Origin of the sequence: Chryseobacterium sp. D764 (assembly GCF_019317325.1) — a bacterium.
In the GTDB taxonomy this organism is placed as follows: Bacteria; Bacteroidota; Bacteroidia; order Flavobacteriales; family Weeksellaceae; genus Chryseobacterium.
Genome location: NZ_CP079219.1, coordinates 2450268 through 2472961, shown reverse-complemented (window position 1 = coordinate 2472961; position 22694 = coordinate 2450268). Strand labels below are relative to the sequence as shown.

At 35.9% G+C, this 22694-nt stretch carries 16 protein-coding genes; 11 read left to right on the top strand and 5 right to left on the bottom strand.

The genetic code is table 11. The features are described 5' to 3' along the window. The first annotated feature begins 29 nt into the window (after positions 1 to 29). A complete protein-coding gene (locus KYG33_RS11165) occupies positions 30 to 1085 on the top strand; it encodes a Gfo/Idh/MocA family oxidoreductase (RefSeq protein ID WP_180565769.1) in 1056 nt (351 codons plus the stop codon). Between the two features lie 145 nt (positions 1086 to 1230). Here the strand turns inward: KYG33_RS11165 and KYG33_RS11160 are convergent, their stop codons facing one another. Continuing rightward, positions 1231 to 3126 (bottom strand): ABC-F family ATP-binding cassette domain-containing protein, encoded by a 1896-nt coding sequence (locus KYG33_RS11160; RefSeq protein ID WP_219071748.1) that lies wholly within the window; start codon positions 3124 to 3126, stop codon positions 1231 to 1233. A 209-nt stretch (positions 3127 to 3335) separates the two neighbouring features. Here KYG33_RS11160 and KYG33_RS11155 point away from each other — a divergent pair, with 209 nt between their 5' ends. Beyond that, on the top strand, positions 3336 to 3848 hold the full coding sequence (locus tag KYG33_RS11155; RefSeq protein ID WP_077419012.1) for a 5' nucleotidase, NT5C type: 513 nt from the start codon (positions 3336 to 3338) through the stop codon (positions 3846 to 3848). A gap of 145 nt (positions 3849 to 3993) precedes the next feature. Beyond that, entirely contained in the window at positions 3994 to 5649 is a 1656-nt protein-coding gene (locus tag KYG33_RS11150) for an alpha/beta fold hydrolase (protein WP_219071747.1), read from the top strand. A gap of 93 nt (positions 5650 to 5742) precedes the next feature. Here the strand turns inward: KYG33_RS11150 and KYG33_RS11145 are convergent, their stop codons facing one another. Beyond that, positions 5743 to 6606, bottom strand: a complete 864-nt coding sequence (locus KYG33_RS11145) for a glycoside hydrolase family 25 protein (RefSeq protein ID WP_180564542.1) — start codon at positions 6604 to 6606, stop codon at positions 5743 to 5745. Positions 6607 to 6672: 66 nt separating this feature from the next. Between KYG33_RS11145 and KYG33_RS11140 the strand changes: the two genes are divergently transcribed. The 5 genes from KYG33_RS11140 (at position 6673) to deoC (ending at position 11166) form a co-directional block, all read left to right on the top strand. Beyond that, complete coding sequence (locus KYG33_RS11140) at positions 6673 to 7935, top strand: NAD(P)/FAD-dependent oxidoreductase (protein ID WP_077419015.1); 1263 nt, start codon at positions 6673 to 6675, stop codon at positions 7933 to 7935. Continuing rightward, a complete protein-coding gene (gene trmD, locus KYG33_RS11135) occupies positions 7932 to 8603 on the top strand; it encodes a tRNA (guanosine(37)-N1)-methyltransferase TrmD (RefSeq protein ID WP_180564541.1) in 672 nt (223 codons plus the stop codon). The genes KYG33_RS11140 and trmD overlap by 4 nt, the downstream gene beginning before the upstream one ends. 380 nt (positions 8604 to 8983) lie before the next feature. Then, on the top strand, positions 8984 to 9919 hold the full coding sequence (locus KYG33_RS11130; protein ID WP_219071746.1) for an endonuclease/exonuclease/phosphatase family protein: 936 nt from the start codon (positions 8984 to 8986) through the stop codon (positions 9917 to 9919). 28 nt (positions 9920 to 9947) lie between these two features. After that, entirely contained in the window at positions 9948 to 10418 is a 471-nt protein-coding gene (locus tag KYG33_RS11125) for an Lrp/AsnC ligand binding domain-containing protein (protein ID WP_047379047.1), read from the top strand. A 4-nt stretch (positions 10419 to 10422) separates the two neighbouring features. After that, complete coding sequence (gene deoC, locus KYG33_RS11120; RefSeq protein ID WP_219071745.1) at positions 10423 to 11166, top strand: deoxyribose-phosphate aldolase; 744 nt, start codon at positions 10423 to 10425, stop codon at positions 11164 to 11166. Positions 11167 to 11216: 50 nt separating this feature from the next. Here deoC and dusB read toward each other — a convergent pair whose 3' ends face one another. Continuing rightward, complete coding sequence (gene dusB, locus KYG33_RS11115) at positions 11217 to 12212, bottom strand: tRNA dihydrouridine synthase DusB (protein WP_077419019.1); 996 nt, start codon at positions 12210 to 12212, stop codon at positions 11217 to 11219. 198 nt (positions 12213 to 12410) lie between these two features. Here dusB and KYG33_RS11110 point away from each other — a divergent pair, with 198 nt between their 5' ends. Beyond that, positions 12411 to 14381 (top strand): T9SS type A sorting domain-containing protein, encoded by a 1971-nt coding sequence (locus tag KYG33_RS11110; RefSeq protein WP_219073222.1) that lies wholly within the window; start codon positions 12411 to 12413, stop codon positions 14379 to 14381. 78 nt (positions 14382 to 14459) lie between these two features. On the opposite strand, the gene KYG33_RS11105 is transcribed toward KYG33_RS11110, so the two are convergent. Continuing rightward, the gene (locus KYG33_RS11105) at positions 14460 to 17687 is read right to left on the bottom strand and encodes a hypothetical protein (RefSeq protein ID WP_077419021.1); all 3228 of its coding nucleotides are present in this window, start codon (positions 17685 to 17687) and stop codon (positions 14460 to 14462) included. 154 nt (positions 17688 to 17841) lie between these two features. Here KYG33_RS11105 and KYG33_RS11100 point away from each other — a divergent pair, with 154 nt between their 5' ends. Both KYG33_RS11100 and KYG33_RS11095 read left to right on the top strand, forming a co-directional pair. After that, positions 17842 to 18711 (top strand): T9SS type A sorting domain-containing protein, encoded by an 870-nt coding sequence (locus tag KYG33_RS11100; protein WP_257468996.1) that lies wholly within the window; start codon positions 17842 to 17844, stop codon positions 18709 to 18711. Between the two features lie 159 nt (positions 18712 to 18870). Beyond that, complete coding sequence (locus KYG33_RS11095) at positions 18871 to 19680, top strand: T9SS type A sorting domain-containing protein (protein ID WP_077419023.1); 810 nt, start codon at positions 18871 to 18873, stop codon at positions 19678 to 19680. A 178-nt stretch (positions 19681 to 19858) separates the two neighbouring features. Here the strand turns inward: KYG33_RS11095 and KYG33_RS11090 are convergent, their stop codons facing one another. Beyond that, the gene (locus tag KYG33_RS11090) at positions 19859 to 22681 is read right to left on the bottom strand and encodes an aminopeptidase (protein ID WP_257468994.1); all 2823 of its coding nucleotides are present in this window, start codon (positions 22679 to 22681) and stop codon (positions 19859 to 19861) included. Positions 22682 to 22694: the final 13 nt, after the last annotated feature.

The window sequence follows — 22694 nt, the reverse complement described above, 5'->3', positions numbered from 1 at the left end:
TTATGAATATATTTGTTGAAAATTATAATATGCAATTGGTAAAAGCAGGGCTTTGTGCCTTTGGAATGAGTGGAAAAGTATTCCATGCTCCCTTTTTAAAGGAACATCCGGGATTTTTTATATCTGCTGTAGTGGAAAGAAGCAAGGAAGAATCTAAAGAGAAATATCCTGAAGCAACCATTTACCGTTCTGTAGAGGAAATGCTTCAGCATGCAGATGTAGAGCTGGTTATCATCAATACTCCTGTCCAGACTCACTATGAATATGCCAAAAAAGCTTTGGAAGCCGGAAAAAATATTATTGTAGAAAAACCCTTTACTGTAAATGTTTCCGAAGCTGAAGAACTGGTGCAGTTGGCAGAAGAAAAAGGATTGTTTTTAAGTGTGTATCAAAACAGAAGATTTGACAGGGACTTTTTACAGGTTCAAAAGATTTTAAATGATAAAAAAATAGGGAATATTAAAGAAGCTGAAATTCGTTTTGACAGATTCCGTACAACGCCTAGTGGAAAACAGCATAAAGAAAGTCCGGACCAGGTAGGTTCAGGAACACTTCATGATCTGGGAGCACATCTTGTAGACCAGGCTGTACAGTATTTTGGATATCCTGAAAAACTTTTTGCAGATGTATTTTCTATGAAAGGAAAAGAATTCGCAAATGATTATTTCGAGATTCTGCTATTCTATAAAAATGATCTGAGAGTAAGACTAAAAACATCGGTTTTCAGTAAAGAAGGTCACTACGCATATACTATTCACGGCGATAGAGGAACTTTTTTACAGGAAAGAACAGATAATCAGGAAAATGAATTAGTAGCAGGTGCAATTCCTGTATATGGTAAAGAATGGACCCAGCCATTGAAAGAAACGGATGGAATTTTAAACCTCCTGAATGATCAATCAGAAACAGAAAAAAGCCTTACGTCCAGTGAAGCCGGAAATTATATGGATTATTACCAGCAAATCTATGAGCACATTGTGTTTGGATATGCTTTACCGTCTCCGGGAAGAGAAGTTATTCAGAATATGAAAATTATTGATGCTTCCCTGGAAAGTGCAAAAGAAGAAAGAGTAATTAAATTATAAATTATAAATGATGAATTATGAATGGATCAGATCATCTGAGAGTTTTAGGGTTTGAATGTAACCGGGTTGGAAACTTCTAATCACGACTGCTATCAACCTTGAACCTTAAACTTTGAACCTTAAATTCATTCATAATTCATAACTATTAAAGGATTTCCTGAAGCTCCAGCCATCTCATCTCATGGTTTTCCAGTTTTTCTGAAACTGTTTCCAGTTCGGAAGAGAGTTTGGCGATCTTTTCGTAATCAGCTTCATTGTTGAGTTGATCCAGAATTTTGGAACGCTGGTCTTCCAGTTCAGGCATTTCCTTTTCTATAGTTTCCAGTTCTTTTTGCTCTTTAAAAGTTAATTTTCTTTTTTTAGAGGCAGAAGCTGGAGCTGTTTCTGTTACAGCAACCACTTCTTTAACGGGCTCAGGTTTTACAATAGTGTTTTTTTCTAATGCTTCTTCACGGCTTCTTGCATCTCTGTATTCTGAGAAATTTCCTACAAAATTTCTGATTTTTCCGTCTCCTTCAAAAGCCAGAACATGATCTATAATTCTGTCCATGAAATATCTGTCGTGGGAAACGATAATCAAAGATCCCTGGAATTGCTGAAGGAAGTTTTCAAGAACCGTTAGCGTAGGAAGGTCCAGATCGTTCGTAGGTTCATCAAAAATCAGGAAATTGGGATTCTGATACAAAATATACATCAGGTGAAGTCTTCTCTTTTCCCCACCAGAAAGTTTGGAGATAGGAGAGTACTGAGTCTGATCATCAAATAGAAACAGCCTTAAGAACTGTGATGCAGATAAGCTTCTGCCATTGGCTAAAGGATAGAATTCTGCAATCTCCTTGATAAAATCAATCACACGCTCATCCTCTTTATAGGTAAGACCTTTCTGGGCGAAATAACCGAAAGATATAGTTTCTCCGGTTTCAATTTCTCCCTTATCAGCTTTTTCCAAACCTTGGATAATATTAAGTAGAGTAGATTTTCCTGCTCCGTTTTTTCCGATAATTCCAACCTTTTCACCACGTTGAAACTGATAGCTGAAATCTTTCAGAAGAACTTTTGCTCCAAAACTTTTATCAATATGTTTAAGCTCAAGAATTTTATTTCCCAGACGCTTCATCTCAAAATCCAGTTCCAATCCATCTTTTCTAGTATCAGTTTTGGCAACCTTCTCCGTTTCGTAGAAAGCATCAATTCTGCTTTTTGATTTTGTGGTTCTGGCTTTCGGTTGTCTGCGCATCCATTCCAGCTCCTTTCTGTAAAGGTTATTGGCTTTATCAATAGTAGCATTTAGATTCTCCTCACGAATCATTTTGTTCTCAAGATAAGTAGCATATGAACCATTATGAACATAAAGGTTTCTATCTTCCATTTCCCAGATAATGTCACAAACACTGTCAAGGAAATATCGGTCGTGGGTTACAAGCAATAATGTGATTTTTGCCTTATTCAGATAGTTTTCAAGCCATTCTACCATATCCACATCCAGGTGGTTGGTAGGTTCATCCATAATAAGAAGGGTATGTCTGTGCTCGGCTCTTGTTTCCGTAAGAAGTTTAGCAAGCGCTACACGCTTGATCTGTCCTCCGGAAAGGGTTCCCATCTTGGCATCCAGATCAGTGATCTTAAGCTGGGAAAGAATCTGTTTCATTTCATTTTCAAGATCCCATGCCTTATGAGCTTCCATATCGGCCAATGCTTTCTCAATAAAATCATTATCAGTAGAATGAAGTGATTGATGGTAATTTTTAAGGGCAAGAATAGGTTTTGAATCCAGCGCCATCATAAATTCTTCAATGCTGATTTTAGGATCATAATCAATTTCCTGGTCAAATAATACCACCTGGATATCTTTGTTGATGATCGCAGTTCCACTGTCTGCAATTTCTTTACCCATTAATATTTTCAGAAGGGTAGATTTTCCACTTCCGTTTTTGGCAACAATAGCAATTTTATCCCCTTCATTGATGTGAAAAGTAATGTTTTCAAATAAAACTTTGATGCCGTATGATTTGGTAAGGTTTTCTGCAGAAACGTAATTCATTGGAAATTAATGGTTTGATTTTAATTTTGAATTGAACCGCAAAAATACGAAAATGTAACCTAAAATTTTCCGGAACCTCTTTTATAAAAATGAATATTTATAATTTTTTAATAGAGTTTACAGGCGGGCTGAAAAAACTATTCAGTAAATTTGATAAAACACAATGAATACATTTTTAATAGTAAATAATACAAAATCTGATTGAAGTAATGAAAAAAGTAATTGTCGACATGGACGGGGTAATGGCGGATGTATATCATCAGCTGGTACAATTTGAAAAAAGAGATACAGGAAGAGAAATTGAAATCAGTGATTTGACAGGTAAGCCTGAAATAGAATCATTTCCGAATGGAAAAAAACACGTTAATGAAATAGGGTTTTTCAGAACCTTGCCTGTAATGGAGGGAAGCCGTGAAGCAATGGAATATCTGAATAATAAATATGATCTGTATATTGTATCTGCAGGCATGGAATTTCCCAACAGCTTAAGAGAAAAATATGATTGGCTTGCAGAACATTTTCCATTCATCACCTGGGAGCAGATCGTTCTTTGTGGAAGCAAAAAAGTAGTTTCCGGAGATGTGATGATTGATGACTATCCCAAAAATTTAGATCATTTTTCTGGGCAGAGATTAATATTTACCCAACCCCATAATGAACTGATAGAAAACGAGACTTACGAAAGAGTTCATTCATGGGAAGAAGTTATGAATATCCTTTAAAAACAGGGATTTTAAATGTTTTTTAGAATAATCATAAAAATAGCGGAAAGCTTTAAATGAATTTTAACTAAAGCTAGATTAAATTTAATAAGACGTTGTGAGAACAGGCTGTTGAAAAGAAATAAGTTTGCATCAAACTTTTAACATGAAAAAACGTAATACCTTATTCTTCCTTTTGTTGGCTTCTTCCTTCCATGCACAGATTATTTCCGGAACTATTATTTCTAAAAATGAAAATCAACCTGTTTCTTATGTGAAAATTGGCGTTGAAAAGAAAACAACCGGAACGATTTCTGACGAAAAAGGAAATTTTTCAATAGATCTTTCCAATCTGGATCCGCAGCAAAAGGTAAGAATCGAAGTACCTGGATATGACATTTATCAGGAAACAATCCAGGATTTTAAAAAGCATGATCAACAAAAAATATTTTTAACAGAGAAAACTAAAAATATTAAAGAGATAACCATTAAACCTAAAAAACTTGTTGATAAAAACTGGGGAGTAAATACAAAAACAAAAAGCGTCACGTACTCTGTTAATCCGGAATTTGACAAGAAAAGTTTTTTGGGAGAAACGGCTTTAGAATTCAATGCTAAGAAAAGATCTAAGCTTAAAAATATCAATCTGAATATAGCCAGCTATGTTTCTACCCAGCCGGTTTTAATGAGATACAGTATTTACAGTGAAAAAAATGGTTTCCCGGACAAAAATATTCTTGAAGAAGAGATTACTGTGGAACTTACTGAAAATATGATCAAAGATGGAACTTATACACTGGATGTCAACGATCGTAATATCTGGGTTCAGGGAAAATTTTTTATCGGAATACAGTTTTTAAAAGATTTTGATGGCAGAATTAAAATAAGTGCCGCTTTATTCAGAACCGGATTTATAAGAGAATTTTATGGAGACTGGCAGAAAATGACCATTGCTGCACCAGCGATTAATATTGATGTAAAAATGGATAAAAACGGAGACAATAATCCAGAAAACGAAGGCGGGTTTGCGGATGACAGCGCTGAAGCACTAATGCCTGATGTATCAAAATATGTTCAGGAATCGGAGCAGACGGTATATGGTCAGAATGCAGCTGCCGGGAAATATCTCAAACTTCAGGATACAGACCTTTATTATGAGATCTATGGTGAAGGAGAACCATTGATTCTGCTTCATGGAAATTCCGGAAGTATAAAAGATTTCTATCAGCAGATTCCTGTTTTATCAAAGCAGTACAAAGTAATTGCAATAGATACCAGAGGACAGGGAAAAAGTATAGATTCTTCAAAAAAGGATTTTACTTATAAAATGTTTGCTGATGATGTAAAGGCACTTATTGATCAATTAAAATTGAATAAAGTAAACATTACCGGCTGGAGTGATGGCGGAAATACAGGTCTTGAATTCGCTCTGAAATATCCGGAAAGACTTAATAAATTAATAACCATCGGAGCAAATGCTTTTCCTGATGGAGTAGATGATAAACTTACTGATCATTTTGAAAATAAAATGCTGGTCATGAAAGCACTGAAGGATTCTAAAAAGTTTAATGAACAAAGGCTTCTGAATATCATGCTTACACAGCCTCGTATCGCCAGAAAAGATTTAAATAAAATTGGAAGCAGAGTGTTGGTGATCGCCGGAGATAAAGATGTTATTAAACCAGAGCACACTGAACTTATTGCCAAAGAAATTCCTAATGCGGAACTCAAAATTTATAGCAATGCTACCCATATGATTCCTTTTGAAAATGCAGATCAACTCAATACAGATATTCTGAATTTTTTAGGGAAAAGCAATTAAGTTAAAGGCGGGAAGTGGCAAGATGGAGGCTGGAAGTTATATCAGTCAGAATATATACTCCCATCTTCCTGCTTCTACCTTCCTTTCTTGTTTCTAATCCAGAGTTAGCCTTCTTAGCGACCAGGAATTACCATTATAAATATCAAGATCCACTTTGGCGTTGATGCCATGCACAATTCCGTTTTCTGTAAACTGCCAGAAATCCCACTGATCATCGGGAGACGGAGACGGAACATCATTGTAATTGGCCAGCCATAATGGATAGCCTTCAAATTCACCTTTCAGAAAATCTTTATGATAATGATAATAGGTGTAAATGATAGGTTTTTCACCATAAGCCTCCTCTACAATTTTGCACCAGACTTTCAGATCTTCAATCAGTTTTTTATTCGTTTTACGTTTTGGAATTTTTTCAATATCAAGAATAGGAGGGAGATCTCCGCTTTCAAGTTTTACGTTTGCTAAAAAGTTGTTGGCTTGAATAACAGGATCTTCGTCAGCTCTGTAAAAATGGTATGCGCCACGGATAAGATCATTTTTTTTAGCCATTTCCCAGAACTCCTCAAAATGCTTGTCGGCACTTCGGTTTCCCATCGTAGCACGCATTACGACGAATTCCAGCGGAATGGTTTTGTTACCAATGCTGAGACTGTCCCATTTGATATCTTCCCTGCTCTGATAATGAGAAACATCAAAACCATAGGTCTTATCAAGGTTGCTCGTTAAAATCCTCTGAATTCTTGCGGCTTCTCTTTCACTGTTGTGGAGTTTCTTGTGGGTAAATTTGTTAAAGTACAATGCGTAATAATAGCTGATGGATTGCTTTAAATAAAAGCCGGTTCCGATAAGAGCTACAATTAAAATAGCCAATATTACCTTTCTGCGGAAAAAATAGTTCTTCCGTCTTGTTTTATGGAGCTGTTTGGCAGTTTTTTTGGTGTACTTTTTTGGTGTCATAAAGTTTTGCAAAACTAACTTTTTTCACTGCTAAATGCTAAAATAAAATCAGTAAATTTGTGTATTATGGAAACACGCGAAAAAATCATCATTATAGGAGGAGGATTTGCGGGGCTGCAGCTTGCAAAAACATTGAATAACAAGAACAAAAAAGTAATCGTTCTGGATAAAATGAACCATCATATGTTCCAGCCGCTTTTTTATCAGGTAGCCTCAGGAAGGATAGAACCTTCCAATATCTCTTTCCCTTTCAGAAAGATTTTTCAGCAGTCCAGAAACACTCAGTTCCGTATGACAGAGGTGAAAGAAATAGACCCTGCCAGCAATAAAGTAATTACCGATGAGGCAGAATTTACTTATGATAAACTTATCATTGCAACGGGCTGTAAAACTAATTTTTTCGGGAACAAAGATCTGGAAGGAAAAGCCTTCGGAATGAAAAATACCCAGGAAGCCATCAGCATAAGAAATCATGTATTGATGACCTTTGAAAAACTGATTATTGAAAAAAGCCGAAGCGATGACGGAAACTGGAATATCGTTATCGTAGGAAGCGGACCTACCGGAGTAGAGCTGGCAGGTGCTTTTGCCGAAATGAAAAAAGACATCCTTCCAAGAGATTATCCCTACATGAATTTTGACCATCTGAAGATTATTCTGGTAAGTTCCACAGAAAAGCCACTTGCGGTAATGAGCAGTGAAGCTCAGGAAAAATCTGAAAAATACCTCAAAGACCTTGGGGTGACTTTTATGAGTGGAGAAGTGGTGACAGATTATGATGGAGATAAAGTACATCTTAAAAGCGGGAAAGAAATAGCTTCCAATAATGTAATCTGGGCAGCCGGAGTTACCGGAAATGTGGTAGGAGGTTTCCCCGAAGAAAAATTAGTAAGAAACAGATATATTGTAGATCGATATAATAAAATAAAAGGATACGATAATATTTATGCTATCGGAGATATTGCCTATATGGAAACTCCAAAATACCCACAGGGGCACCCGCAGGTAGCAAACGTAGCCATTAATCAGGCAAAAAATTTAGGTAAAAATTTATTAAAGAAAAGTCAGAACGAGTGGAAAGAATATGAGTATGATGATAAAGGTTCACTAGCGACTATAGGGAAGCACAGAGCTGTTGTTGATTTACCATTTATAAAATTCCAGGGATTTCTGGCGTGGTATTTCTGGATGTTTCTCCATTTAATGCTAATTTTGAGCGTTCGAAATAAGCTGGCTATATTCTTCAACTGGATGTGGAGCTATATCAACAAAGATTCTTCTTTAAGATTAATTATTCTACCTACTAAGAAAAACGAAACATTACAATGAGAATTGACATAATAAGCGTACTTCCGGAATTGATGGAAAGTCCATTCAAAACTTCTATTTTGAAAAGAGCAATGGATAAAGGGCTGGCAGAAGTACATTTTCATCAACTGAGAGATTGGGCTGTTAATAAGCACAGGCAGATTGATGATGAACCTTACGGAGGCGGAGCAGGAATGGTCATGATGATTGAGCCGCTGGATAAGTGTATCTCAGAGCTTAAGTCGCAGAGAAACTATGATGAGGTAATCTACCTTACACCGGATGGGGCTACTTTAAATCAGAAAATAGCCAATTCACTTTCTATAAAAGAAAATCTGATCTTTCTTTGCGGCCACTATAAAGGAATAGACCAAAGAGTAAGGGATCTCCATATCACAAAAGAAATTTCAATAGGAGATTATGTTCTTACCGGAGGAGAACTGGCTGCCTGCGTTCTTGCAGACTCTGTCATAAGACTGCTTCCAGGAGTTTTAAATGATGAACAGAGTGCCTTAACGGATAGTTTTCAGGATGATCTTCTTTCACCGCCCATTTATACCAGACCTGAAAGTTATAAAGGACTGGATGTGCCTAAAATTTTACTGAGTGGCAATTCAGGAAAAATTGAAGAATGGCGTCATGATGAAGCTGTAAGGATCACCAGGGAAAAACGTCCCGATTTATTATAGTCAAATATTGTTGAAATTTATTTAAATTTTTATCCGCTTTGAATTCCGTTTGTCATGAAGATAAATGGAATAATATTTGTTGTAGATTTAATAAATGTGAAAAATATTAATATTTCTAATTTTAAATTAAAAATTTATTTCTATTATTCTGGTTTTTACGTATTGTCTCAATTTTGATTAATGTGTTAAAACTCTCCAATAATTGAAAAATTAATTTATTATAGCTGATTTCATTGGTATTTTTTATTATATTTGAATCGTTTTTTATAGGAAATTGATTCGCTTTTCTTAAGTTGAATCAAAGGAATTTGAAAAAACAATAATTTTACATCTTAAGAAAAAAAGAACATAATAAATTAAAAGTATAGAAATTAGTGTAGATGGAACTGTTCTCTTTTTATAATGTTGAAAATTTATTTTTACCCGATCCGAAACCTGTCCACAAATTAGATCCTACCCGGTCAGGATTAAGGAATTGGGATGAAAAAAGATATAATAATAAGCTTTTCAAAATCTCCCATGTATTTCAGTTGATGAAGGAGGATAATGGTGTAATGCCATTTGTAATAGGATTGTCTGAAGTTTCCGGAAGGAAAGTACTGGAAGATCTTGTGGAGATGGACCCCTTTGATTCGCAATATGGAATTGTACATTACAATTCTATGGACGAAAGAAAAGTGGATGTAGCCATGTTGTATGATAAAAATAAAGTAGAGGTAATAGATTCAGAAACCATTACTTTCTTTTTTGAAATAGTAAACAAAAACACAGGAAATTACGACACAACCAGAGACGTACTTTTTTCAAAAATTAAATATAAAGGGGAAATTATTAATGTCTTTATCGCCCATCTTCCCTCTAAGCGAGAAAAAGATATCAATAAACCTAAAAGAGCCTTTATATTGAATGAAATCCGGCAACGGATTATGAAAATTGTAGATGCTGATAAAGAGCATGTCATATTGTGTGGTGATTTTAACGAAAACCCGGATGATGAAAATTTAGTACAGATTCTCTATAACAATGACCATGAGAAGGTTTTAATGAACCCTTTTCAGCAATTGTTTTCTACAAGAAATTATTCTACTTTTCATTATAAATCTGGATTGCTGTATGATCAGATCATTATGTCAAGATCTTTGCTTGATAATAAGACGCTGAGTTTTCAGGATGCCCAAATATTCAATTCTGAAAAAATCCGCAGCAGAACCAGAAATTTTGAAGGACGGCCTTTCCGAACTTATGCTGGTACAAGGTATTTGGGAGGATATAGTGATCACTTTCCGGTTTTTGTAAAATTTAAAAGTTTACAGTAAAAAAACATAAATAATAAAAAAGTAGAAAATGAAAAATTCGAGCAACACAAGCTATCATTTAGATTCTATTGACAAGGAAATTATCTACATGTTGATGGATAATGCTAAAACTTCTTTAGCCCATATTTCAAAAAATGTTGGGATTTCCACAACTGCAGTGCATCAAAGAATCAAAAAACTTGAACATGCAGGAGTTATTGAAAATTCAATATCATTTCTTAATCCTAAAAAAATAGGATATAAAGTGATTTCCTACATTGGTGTATTTCTGGATCAGCCAAGCCATTATCCAGAAGTGGTAAAATCTTTGCATGATATAAACGAAGTAGTGGAAGCCCATTACACAACAGGAAACTATACCATATTCCTGAAAGTTCTGTGTAAAGATAATGATCACTTAATGCAGATCCTTAACAAGCTGCAGAAACTGAAAGGAGTAACAAGAACAGAAACCTTTATATCTTTAGAACAAGGTATTTACAGACAATTGAAAGTATAACGATATGAACATAGCCCAATATTTGGATTCAACCTACCTGAAAACACCAGAACAATCAGGTATTTCCCATGAAGAAACACTTCAAAAAGATAAAGAACTTGCACAGGAAGCTATAGAGAATGGTATTTTTGCTGTAATGATTCGCCCGGATTATGTAGCTGAGATCAGGAAATATATTCAGGAAAGAAATTCAAATGTTGCAGTAGGAACTGTAATAGGCTTTCACGAAGGTACCTATTCTGTTGATGAGAAGCTTGCTGAAGCCTCAAAAGCAATAGAGGATGGGGCTGATGAATTGGATTTCGTTATTAATTATACAGCTTATCTACAAGGAAATATAGAACTGGTAAAAGATGAATTTGTAAAATGTACAAGATTGTCTCTTGAGCATCATAAAATAGCAAAATGGATTATTGAAATTGCCGCTTTGACAGATGAACAAATTGCAGATCTTACCAAAAATATTTCTACCTGGGCCGAAGAGAATTTCTCTGAAAATGATTGGTCAAAAATTTTTGTTAAATCTTCAACAGGATTCTACAAAACTCCTGAAGGAAAACCTAACGGAGCAACTTTTGAAGGAATAACAATTATGCTCAACAACGCAGGAAACCTTCCTGTAAAAGCAGCAGGTGGTGTAAGAACTCCTGAAGATGCTGAGAAAATGATCAATACGGGAGTGAAAAGAATAGGTACCTCTTCAGCTTTAGCGTTGATTAAAAATGAATCCTCATCAGAAGGATATTAATCTAAGGTTCAAATAATAAAAAAACCATCAGTTTTGCTGATGGTTTTTATTTATATCTGTGCCTGATATTCTTCGTAGAACTGTTGGGTTTCTTTGATTAAGCTGTTCATTTCTTCCAATGTGAAAACTTCCAGGAATTTTTTTCGGAAGTCCTTGAAGTGAGGTATTCCTCTGAAATAATTACTGTAGTGTTGTCTCATTTCCACCAAACCTAATCTTTCTCCTTTCCATTCAACACTCCATTCCGCATGCTGGCGAACTGCCAATAATCGGTCTGATATTGTAGGGGCAGGTAAATGCTCTCCTGTTTTAAAGAAATGCTTGATTTCATTAAATATCCATGGATAGCCAATAGCAGCACGCCCGATCATAATACCGTCACATGCGTACTTTTGTTTATATTCTAATGCTTTTTCGGCAGAATCAATATCTCCGTTTCCAAAGATTGGAATCTCAATATTAGGGTTTTGTTTGATTCTGGAAATATGCTCCCAGTCTGCCTCACCCTTGTACATTTGAGCGCGGGTTCTGGCATGTATAGTAAGAGCTTTAATTCCTGTTTCCTGCAGGCGTTCTGCTACTTCATCAATATTGATAGTATGGCTGTCCCATCCTAAACGGGTTTTTACCGTTACAGGCAGATGAGTGGAACTTACAACAGCTTTTGTAAGACGAACCATCAGGTCAATGTCTTTCAAAACACCTGCTCCCGCTCCTTTGCAGACAACTTTTTTTACAGGACATCCAAAATTGATATCTACCAGATCCGGATTTACTGTTTCAACAATTCTTGCAGACATGGCCATAGCTTCTTCGTCTCCACCAAAGATCTGTATCCCCACTGGTCTTTCATAGTCGAAGATATCAAGCTTTTTACGGCTTTTGATAGCGTCACGAATCAACCCTTCAGAAGAAATAAATTCTGAATACATTAAGTCTGCACCATGCATTTTACACAAACGTCTGAACGGAGGATCACTTACGTCTTCCATCGGAGCCAGCAAAAGTGGAAATTCCGGCAGTTCTATGTTGCCTATTTTTATCATGGTGCAAATTTACGAAATTCTGAAAAAACAATATTTTACTATTTGTAAAACATTAAGTGTTTCACATATTACTGTTTATTTAAGGGATTTTATGATATTTTGTTTAATTTTTATTTAATTTATATGTTTGATTTTCAGTGTTTTTGGTGTTGTATTGAAAAATATTTTTTATATTTAATACAAACAAAAATTAATAATATGAGAAAAATTCTATTTTGCTTGATCGCAGGTTTTGCTGCATCAAATTTTTATTCACAAGTGAATGTGTCTGCTACAGCAGGTACAGCTACAGGAACCTATACTACGTTAAAGGGAGCATTTGACGCTATCAATGCGGGAACACATCAGGGAGCAATTGCAATCAGTATCACAGCTAATACAACCGAAACAGCAACTGCCAGCCTGAATGCCAGTGGTGGTGTAACGAGCTACACTTCCGTTGGGATCAAACCGGCAGTGGGAGTTACAGCTACTATTTCAGGAGATGTTGCCAGTGCGCCTTTAGTGAGAATACTGGGCAGTAATATTACCTTAGATGGAAGTAATGCTGCTTCAGGAACTACAAAAGATCTTACCCTTACCAATACTTCTGTTACAGCACCGCAGGTCCTTACATTTATTGCGGCTTCTGCAGCAGCGGCCAATACTAATATTATGGTTAAAAACCTGAATATTATAAATGGTATCAATAATTCTTCAGCTTTGGTAATGTATGATGGAGCTACAACGCCTACCGGAGGTTTTTTTAATAATGTTACCATTCAGAATAATTCTGTGAAAAAAGCCTATATGGGAATCTATCTATTTGCAGCTATAGGAGCAGGTAATGGAGGGAATACATTGGTTACTGGTAATGATATAAGTGCTTCAGGAGCAGATGCGAACCGTCTTGGAGGAATTTATGTCCAGGGTGCAGATGGAGTGACGGTAAGTAATAATACCTTAGGTAATTTTGAAACTACCAATGCGGAAATAAAAAGAGGAATCTGGTTTGCAACAGCAACAGTGAATTCTTCAATTATTTCAAATACCATTACCAATCTTGGTTATACAGGAACTGGTGCTGGAGGAGCTTCCGGGATCACTATTACTTCCGGTAATACAGGTGCCTCTGCAGCAGCTAATATTATTGTAAGAGGAAATACCATTTCCAATTTTACCTCCACCGGAACGGGGTCTCTGTTTGCGGGAATTTATGCAGGAGGCACATTGACAAATGGAATGACTATCACTAATAATAAAATATCCGGGATCAAAAATACCAATACATTCGGATATGGAGCGCAGGGAATATATCTTGCTACAACAAGTCCTACCTCCAATACCTTAGTAGCCAATAACATTGTAAGTGGTGTAGCTGGCTATGGATATGCAACAACCGGAGGCGTAAATGATAACGGAAACGGAGTTGTCATTACTGCAGGAGGAGGTTATAAGCTTTATTATAATACTGTTGTGATGGATGTAAGCCAGACTGTTGCAGGAAGGCCATCTGCTTTAAACATTACAAGTGGGGTAACCGGTGCAGGAGGTATTGATGTGAGAAATAATCTTTTTGTAAATACCCAGACCCAGGCAGGAGATAGATATGCTATTTATGCCGGTGCGGCCAGTACGGTTTTTTCTACTATTAATTATAATAATTTTTATTCTTCCGGAACTAATCTTGGCTATATCGGTGGAGTTGCAAAAGCTACCCTTGCTGATATCCAGTCAGGATTTGGAGGTAATGTAAATTCTTTAAATGTTCTGCCGGTATTTGTATCAGCAACAGACTTCCATGTATCTGGTACCGGAAACGCAGCTCTTGATAATAAAGGAACTCCGGTTGTTGAAGTTGCATTGGATGCTGATGGCAATACAAGAAACGCTGTAACACCGGATCTTGGAAGTTTTGAATTTACAGCAACAGTATTGGCTGTAAATGAAGCAGCGAAAAAGAATACAGTCAGTTTCTATCCGAACCCAGTTGTTGATTACCTTTACATCAATAATGACAGCAGAATAAAAGATGTTGAAGTATATAATGTTTCAGGGCAAAAAATGCTTAATGAAACAATCAATGCAGAAAAAGGCTCTGTAGATATGAGACGTGCTCCTGCAGGAATTTATATCTTAAAAGTGAATACTGAAAGAGGCTCACAGCCACTTAAAATTATTAAAAAATAAAAATTAACTGATAACCAATACAAATCCCCAATATCACATTGGGGATTTTTTTTTATGGTAAAAAAGGAAATGTTCAGCTTAGAAACTTGCCTTTACCTGCATACTTCCAATATGAATGGTCCTGTCACCGGAGTTTCTTCCTTCGTAATTAAGATTCAGCTGGATAAATGAGTTGATCGCCTGCTGAATAAATACACTCCATACCTGGTTTTTTCCTGGCTTCAGACCATCCAGCATCTGGTTTCCTACAATACTGAAATTGTTTCCGGTAAAATTGTTACTGATGAATGAGAAGTTTCCGCGGATGGATGTTTTTCTGCGCTCCCATTGGATGGTTCCTGTCACATCAAAAGCTTTAAGAAGTTCTTCACCATCCAGCCTTTGTTTTTGACGGAAAGCGGAAGACAGTTCAGCCTGTATAGCGTCTGTAAACTTATAGGTGGCCTTAGGTTTTGTTTCAAAATTATTGAGACGGTAATCCCTTGTTGCAAACAATTGTGAGGAGTTTTGGATATCATGAACAGAATTTTCCCAATCTACTCTGAATTCTTTATTGAACCAGTATCCGATATTCAGAAAATGAGAGGTTTGCTCACGCTCTTCATTACTAAAATTGGCATTGATAAGATTATCATTTGTGATGAATCTGTAATTACCGTTCCAGCCTGATTTGTCGGTAGGATTGAATTGTACTGAAGCCAATATATTTTGATTTTTAAGGATCTGATCACTGTTTTTTTCAAAAGGATTCAGCACAAGAACTTTATCCTTTTTATAGAATGAGTTTTGGGAATTCAATGAAATATTGAAATTCCAACGCTTTAAAAATCCATTTTCTGAGTTGAAAACGATGGCCGGGTTGACAAATAATGCCAACTGTAATTTATTTTTATTGGAAGGAATATACCTTACGGAATTGGTATACACACGAATATATTGGGCAAGATCGGAATACTCGGCAATTTCAAATTCATCAAGCTGCTGTATGCCGTCTCCGTTATAATCTGTCCATTTATATACACCTTGTCCATCCGTTACTTTAATGTACTGGAATTCTCTCTGCGCTTCCTGCCCGTTTCCAAGTTCGTAGAAAGCCTGAAGGCGCATTCCGTTTCTGAAAAGCTGTTGATTGTATAGAATATTTCCTACTACAAAGTCATTATTTCGGGTAACATCACCTTCTGCACCTGAGTAGAAAAATTTTCTGTAGTGAATTAAAGCATTTAGCGTAGTTTTTTCCGTTTTGATGATCTGACTTTCGGCCATGAACCCTAAAATATTATTCATATTCTGAAGTCTGTTGTCACGTACAGAGTCATTATCTCTCATGTATACTTTTGCCAATAGCTTGGTTCTCGTACTGTCACCAATCTTCTTTTGCAAAAAGATTTCTTTCCAGCTGAAACTTGTGACATCCATAAGTTGAGTGTCATTGTATTTTTTCTCATTGTGTTCCATGCTTCCACCGATCGCCCAGCTTCCTTTTTTACCGGTAAATTCAGTTGAAATTCCTCCACGGATAAATTTAGTATCCTGAAGAGTGGCATTGGTACTCAGATAAGATAAATTCCCTTTGGTAAAGAGTTTCCCTGTAATCCATCCGAAATCCAGGTCATTTTTAAGACCTTTGTAAGAGTCCTGTTCATTTAAATAATTGACACGGTAGTTTAAGGTAGATTTATTATTCCATTTGTTCAGGAAGCTGAAAATAAACCTGTTTTGGGTCTTCTTGTTAAATTCCTGTGTAAGGTTGAAATCTCTGGAGAATTCCACATCATTGATACGGTCAAGAATATGAAACTGTCTGTCTATATACTGATATTCAAAACTTGGAGTTCCCTTCCAAGTGTTCTTCGTAAAGCTTTTATTCCCGAAAATACGCCACGCATAGCCCATATTCTGATCAGAATCCTTTGATGAAAACAAATTGACATCATAATTACTCAGGGAAATGTCGGCCCCTATTTTTCCTTCATTTAATAAATACTCAGAATTCAGGGAATATACCTGTGATTTCTGAGGAGAAGGAAGTTTTCTTACCGCTCTGTAATCTCCGGCATTAGGCCCTACATATTCAAAAACACGCCCATTATTAGTGGTCTGTGCTATTTTATAATCTCCCAGATTAACTCCGAAATAAGTGAAAGAAACCTGATAAAGTGTTAAGTTAGGATCAGTAGAAAATTCGTAGAAATTCCCGGCAGTGTTTAATTTGTATAAAATTTTATTGACATCATATTCGGTAACAACTCCTGATGGTGCATACATCAGGTTGGGGTCGTTACCTGCTTCAGCAAGGATCTGTTCATCTTCTTTAGAAAGATTTAAAGAAAGAGGTGCATTTTTGTTGTCATTTTCCATGAACCAGTTTAGGCCCACTTTGAATTTTTCTCTCTGATGCTCAAGTTTTCCGGTAAATAAATATCTTGAATAATTTCTGTTGGCGTAGTTATAAGAAATCGTAATGAAATTCTGTTGGAAAATAGGACGGAAACTGGTAAAAGTAACCTCACCTGTATTGTAATTGATGATATAATCCTGATTTTCTCCTCGTTTCATTAAGATACCGTCAATGAAAACCTGCTCAGAGCCTGAGATTAGGGTAATAAACTGCTCACCATTCTTACCGGTCAGGCGGTAAGGTCCCTGGTTACCTTCAACCCCTTGAAAACGGATTCTATGGAATTCACTTCGTGCAACACCGGCAGAAATATCGATCAATGTTTTATTTTCCTTTCCAAATTCTGTCTGAAACTGAAGTCCCATACTTCTTCTCTGGTATTTCGCGAAATAATTTTTAGCCTCTACAAGATCAAGGTGTCCGGCTCTGAGAATAGACTTTTCCTTGATATTAAGCTGCATATAAATTTTGTCAAATTCCTCCAAAGTCTGGGTATAACCATCAGCCTGAATAGGAAGGTTATGATCTGAAATACTGGCTAAAATCGTAACATCCTTTGACAATCGTCCTGAAATCTGGAGATCCATAGAACTTTGTACAGATTGTCCCTGGTTGTTACCAAAAGTAATTCCACGGATAATAGATCCTTTTGAATTAAGCTCTCCTAAAAATCTTTTTTTATCATTTTTTGCCAGTACAGCCTCATCGATAATGATCTTATTGTGTGTTCTTATGAAATCCAGAGTGTCTTTGGCAAAGATATCCTGCTCCAGCCGTGCGGCGAGAATACTATCCCTTTTAATGCTGTCTTCAGGAACGTTGGGATTTTTCCATGAAAATACCTGAGCATTTCCTGAAAATATGCCTAAGAAGAATAAAACGAATAGAATGATGAAATTCCGCAACTTTTAAAAATAATTCGTAAAAATAATTAAAAAATGTTAACATTAAGGGGTCAACTATAATTAACAAAAACTTAACCTCTTTATTGTCCCCAAAAAAAAATTAGAATGTAGTTTTGTATGGAAAGAAAATTATTAACAACAAAAAATTTAAATCATGAAAAAACTTTATTCTCTTTTTGCAACAGCGATGATAAGTGCAGTTGCTTTTGCACAAACAACTTACCTTTGGGATGGCAGTTCTGTAAATCCTATTTCTGGTACAAATGCTAATATTTCAAGTGTAGCATTTGCAGCAACTCAGGGAAATAATAATGGTACTACTAATTTAATTACCACTTCATCTGTGTCTTCTGGCTATACAGGAGCAAGCGGATCCAGTAATTTTGGTGCTGCTGCTTTTAAAGAAGCTCTTACCACTGCTGCAAGTACTTATTTTAGTGTAACTGTTACTCCTGTTGCAGGTAATAAAGTAACTTTAAATTCTTTAAATTTAGGATCGAGAGGAACATCTACAGGACCTGGAAAGATTACAGTATATTCCAGCATTGATAACTATACAACGGCGATAGGTACTGTAAATGTTAACAATAATAGTACATGGACATTGAATAATATCACTTTTGCAGGTGCTAATTTAGTAGGTGCAGAATCAGCTCCTGTTACCTTAAGAATCTATGGAAGTGACAGTCCTGGTACAGGAACTCCATCTCTTGGTACTGCCAACTGGAGAATAGATGATATTTCTTTAATTGTTACTTCATCTACTGCTTCTTTAGCTGTTATTGATGCTAAAAATGCAAAATCAGGGAGCTTTGTAAAGAATTCTTTTGTTAAAAACAATGAGATTGTTTTCGGATCTGATGTAAAAGATGTAAAAGTTTTCAACATGTTCGGACAGCTTGTAAAAGAAGGTTCTGTGAAACAAAACGGAACGGTAAATATTGCTGAACTGGCAAAAGGAAACTATATCGTAACAGGTACAGTAAACAACCAGCCGGCTTCTCAAAAAGTTCTTAAAGACTAATCTCTTGAAATAAAAATACAAACAGCCGTTTCATTGAAACGGCTGTTTTTTTATATGATTATTTACTGTTTTTTAGATTTTTGTATCTTGTTTATTTCTTAATTTGGTGGTATTATTTTTGATGTTTTTATTACAAATCCATTTCTAAAAATTATTACGATGAAAAAAATCTTTACTCTTGTCGGGCTTGTATCATTAGCTGCCTTTTCGAATGCTCAGATTGTAATCAATGAGATTTATGGCGGTAATGCCGATTCAGGTGCCGTATTGAAAAATAATTATATTGTGCTCAAAAACGTCGGAACGAACCTGGTTTCTTTGACTGGGGCAAGTATACAATATGCTCCGGCAATAGGGGCTTTTACCGAATATCATACACTTCCGGATTTTACTCTGGGTCCTGAAGAAACCTTTCTGATTCAGGAAGCAGCCATTGATGGTGGTGTTGAGAATTTACCGACACCGGATTTTATTGCAACTACTATTACCCGTTTTGACGGAACACCCAATAAATCTTCAGGATTAAGAATTTCCAGTGTCTCCGGAAAAGTTGCTTTAGCCGGAAATATAGTGCAGGTGACCGGACCTTTTGCATCTAATGTCCTGGATTTTGTAGGCTACGGATCAAATGCAGATCAGTTTAAAGGAGATGGGCCAGCTCCTTCTCCAACTACAACCACAGCTATAAAAAGAACATTAGTAGACAGTAATGATAATAGGGCCGATTTTTCTCTGGAAGGCAGCGTGAAATCCGGTTTTGTGCAGAACCCTTTTATAAAGGACAGTAAAATTGTCTTCGGAACTGAAGTAAAAGATGTGAAAATCTATGATACCTTCAGGCAGATTGTGAAGAAATCACCTACTAAATTAGCCTCAACTCTTGATATTGCTGAGCTTCCAAAAGGAACTTATATTGTTACCGGAACAATTAATAATATTCCGATCTCACAGAAAATTATAAAAGATTAATTTTAATAAAAACAGCTTCTTTGTTAAATGTCATTCTGAACACAGGCTGAAATCCTGCGAACATAGTTCAGAAATGTAGTGAAGAATCTCATAAGCTTGGCTATTCATAAGATTCTTCCTTCGTCAGAATGACAAAGCCAGATTATTTGACTTTTGAGACTATCTTTTTTCCGATATTTTAGTACCAGCCTCTTCTTGCGGCATTAATAATGGAACCAAGATTAAGAATCAATGTATATCGGATACGCTTTCCATAATCTTTAAATGAAGGTTCAAATCCTAAAGAAGACTGTATCGGGAAATAAACTTCTAGGAAATCCGGAATGATTCTTACTTTAACTCCGGTGTCCCATATGAATTTGGCAGGAAGATCTTTGTTTTTATAAACTCCGGCATCAGCATACACATGGAAAATTTTCCATATACTTGAATCTACGTTGGCAGAAGTAATCCATTGGTTTACCGTTCCCGGCAGAAAAGATTTAAAACCACCGTCAGCTAATATAAACTGCTGTGAAAGGAGACCGCTGCTGGCACTTTCTCCTAAAAGATTATAAGAAAAGGAGTAGTTAGAAACCCTTGAAATTCCATAGTCGAAAAGATTGTTTCGGGTATTGTTTCTTAAAAAATATCCTGCAAATAAACGTAGACTTAGCTTTTGTTTAGGGGCAAATTCCCATCTATAGAAGCCTTCAGCTGTTATTTTATTAAAATCCTCCATTCCTTGCGTGCTCAGACTAAAGCTTTTTTCATGGATCATCTGACTGTCGCTATAGCCATACCCAACAGTCCAGACGTTGTATTTGCTGTAGTCATTATTGGCAACCATTTTAGGGCTCAGATCTCTTTCAAAATAATTATAAGAAACTCCGATGCTTCTGCTTACTGTACTTCTGGGATTTTTTCTGAAGTTGATAGAGGAAGCTATTGAACTCTTTCTGTAGGCTAATCCATAATCGTAATGAAAATAAGAACCGGAAACACCAAAGGTTAAGCTTCGGATAATACTTTCGGCAGGCAGAATAGAGTAGGAAACAGCACCCGAACCTGTCAGTTTTCCTGTTCCGGTACTGTAGGTTGGTGTAACTGAATACAGGAATTTCTGATCAAATAAAGATTGGTTTTTTAAGTTAATCCCCAAAAGAAATTTATCATACGTATTGTTGAAACGTACTCTTGGGGTGATATAAATTTCGTTGTATTCCGGATTCGGAATGTCTTTTATTAATTTAAGTTTGATTTTTTTTGCATTGGAAAATATTCCTTTTGCATACAGAAAATTATCCCTGTAATTCGATTCAGGGAAGGTGTAGCCACTATTTAATGTAACTTTATAGATGTTATCAGAAGCCGGAAGTGACAGATTGGTAATACGTTCATTTTCTTCAGTATCTATCCAGTACACCTTTTTTTCTCCTTCTTTGGTCTCGGTTTCCAGTTTTACAGGAATGGAGATGTCTGTATTTTTTGTAATTTTTATTTCTAAGGAATCGTTGCCTTTTTTAATGTTTTTTAACTTGAAATCAACTCTGTTTTTCTGTTTAAAAAAGTTTGAAAGATAGGCTGCTGATTTATTTTTCTCAGAAATAGAAGTCAGGAAATTTTCAGGATTAATTTTTTTTCCGGTATTCTGAGTAATATAATCTTTCAGAATATCATTGAAGTTGTCATACCCCATTTTATCAGCTGAATAATTAAAAAGACTTCCGGTTTCAAAACTGCTGACAGCCATGTCATTAAAATTGCTTAAAACAGGGAAATGCTCATCAATTTTCTGATCAAGATTTTGCAGCATGATATACTGATAGGAAAGTCCGTAACGATCCAGAAGTTTTACTTTGGATGCATGGAAAAATTTTAATGGTTTAAGTCCAAATATTCTGGTTTCAGGAAGTGTCCCTAAAAGTTTCGTGTCAGCATAGAATTTTTTCAGATACTGAATTTCCAGATAAGATTTTAAACCGTTTTTGAACCAGTGGTCTTTTTCTTTATCAGCAATAACGTTTTCATCAAGAACTTTCTTGGCAATGATTCCAAAATAATCCAGATCTGTCTTTTCAGCATTGGTAAATAACTGAAATCTGAATTTCCAGAAAGTAATATCATTATTTCCGAAAAAGTCTTCCTTAGCTCTGAATTTATCAGAAATAAAAATACTTTTCGGAAGAATACCAATTCTTTCTTTCAGGAACTTTAATTGTAAAGGAAGGAAGAACTCCAGATTTTGTTTTTCTTCCGGCTTCAGGTTATAACCAAACTTAATTTCGGTTTCAGCTCCGTCAACATTGGTTTTTATTGAAGGATATTCCGTGGGCGAAATCAAAAACTCAGGGTCTGAATCCAGATATCCTTTGAATGAGTTCATCTGAACCTGTGGGAGATTACCTTCCACAAAATTATTTACAGGAATATCAAAGTTGACGGTCCAGAAAGTATTGAAACTTACTGGTTCTTCAATATCGTGGTAGTTTCTTGTGGAAATATTGTCCGGATCAAAATGATCCGGGACAATAAAGAAATATTTTAATACAGTATTCTGAGTGGATGTTCCATATCCCGTAAAGGTTTTGTCGGGAAGCTGCATCCGGTATTGCAACTGTAGAGTAACGCTTTGGCCAGGTTTTAATACATTTTTCAGAGGAATAAAAAGATTTTCATCTGAGATTGTATTAACAGGAATGGCTTCATTTTCAGAATTCTTAACATTCAGTTCAAGAAGTTTTCCTAATTGATCACTTTTTGCAAAATGCAAATCAGTATTTCTGTCTTCCAGTTTTCTGTAGACTAAAGAGGTTCCGCGTTTGTTGTAAGCGGAAACCCAATTCAGGAGTTTTATGGTCTGCAGGTCTTTTTCAGAATGATTGTAATAAACAATTTCCTGACTGATCTCAAGGTTCTTTTTGTCAGGAGAAAGTTTAGCTTCAATATATATACTGTCTTTCTGTGCAGAAACCTGTGCGACTCCCCAGAACAAAATAAGGCAAATGCTGATCTTTTTCAAATATTCGTGATAA

Coding starts and splice junctions, on each gene's coding strand:
- KYG33_RS11125 (WP_047379047.1), top strand. CDS start 9,948: ATGAAAAATTCGAGCAACACAAGCTATCATTTAGATTCTATTGACAAG.
- KYG33_RS11155 (WP_077419012.1), top strand. CDS start 3,336: ATGAAAAAAGTAATTGTCGACATGGACGGGGTAATGGCGGATGTATAT.
- KYG33_RS11130 (WP_219071746.1), top strand. CDS start 8,984: ATGGAACTGTTCTCTTTTTATAATGTTGAAAATTTATTTTTACCCGAT.
- KYG33_RS11150 (WP_219071747.1), top strand. CDS start 3,994: ATGAAAAAACGTAATACCTTATTCTTCCTTTTGTTGGCTTCTTCCTTC.
- trmD (WP_180564541.1), top strand. CDS start 7,932: ATGAGAATTGACATAATAAGCGTACTTCCGGAATTGATGGAAAGTCCA.
- KYG33_RS11110 (WP_219073222.1), top strand. CDS start 12,411: ATGAGAAAAATTCTATTTTGCTTGATCGCAGGTTTTGCTGCATCAAAT.
- KYG33_RS11165 (WP_180565769.1), top strand. CDS start 30: ATGCAATTGGTAAAAGCAGGGCTTTGTGCCTTTGGAATGAGTGGAAAA.
- dusB (WP_077419019.1), bottom strand. CDS start 12,212: ATGATAAAAATAGGCAACATAGAACTGCCGGAATTTCCACTTTTGCTG.
- KYG33_RS11145 (WP_180564542.1), bottom strand. CDS start 6,606: ATGACACCAAAAAAGTACACCAAAAAAACTGCCAAACAGCTCCATAAA.
- KYG33_RS11100 (WP_257468996.1), top strand. CDS start 17,842: ATGAAAAAACTTTATTCTCTTTTTGCAACAGCGATGATAAGTGCAGTT.
- KYG33_RS11140 (WP_077419015.1), top strand. CDS start 6,673: ATGGAAACACGCGAAAAAATCATCATTATAGGAGGAGGATTTGCGGGG.
- deoC (WP_219071745.1), top strand. CDS start 10,423: ATGAACATAGCCCAATATTTGGATTCAACCTACCTGAAAACACCAGAA.
- KYG33_RS11160 (WP_219071748.1), bottom strand. CDS start 3,126: ATGAATTACGTTTCTGCAGAAAACCTTACCAAATCATACGGCATCAAA.
- KYG33_RS11095 (WP_077419023.1), top strand. CDS start 18,871: ATGAAAAAAATCTTTACTCTTGTCGGGCTTGTATCATTAGCTGCCTTT.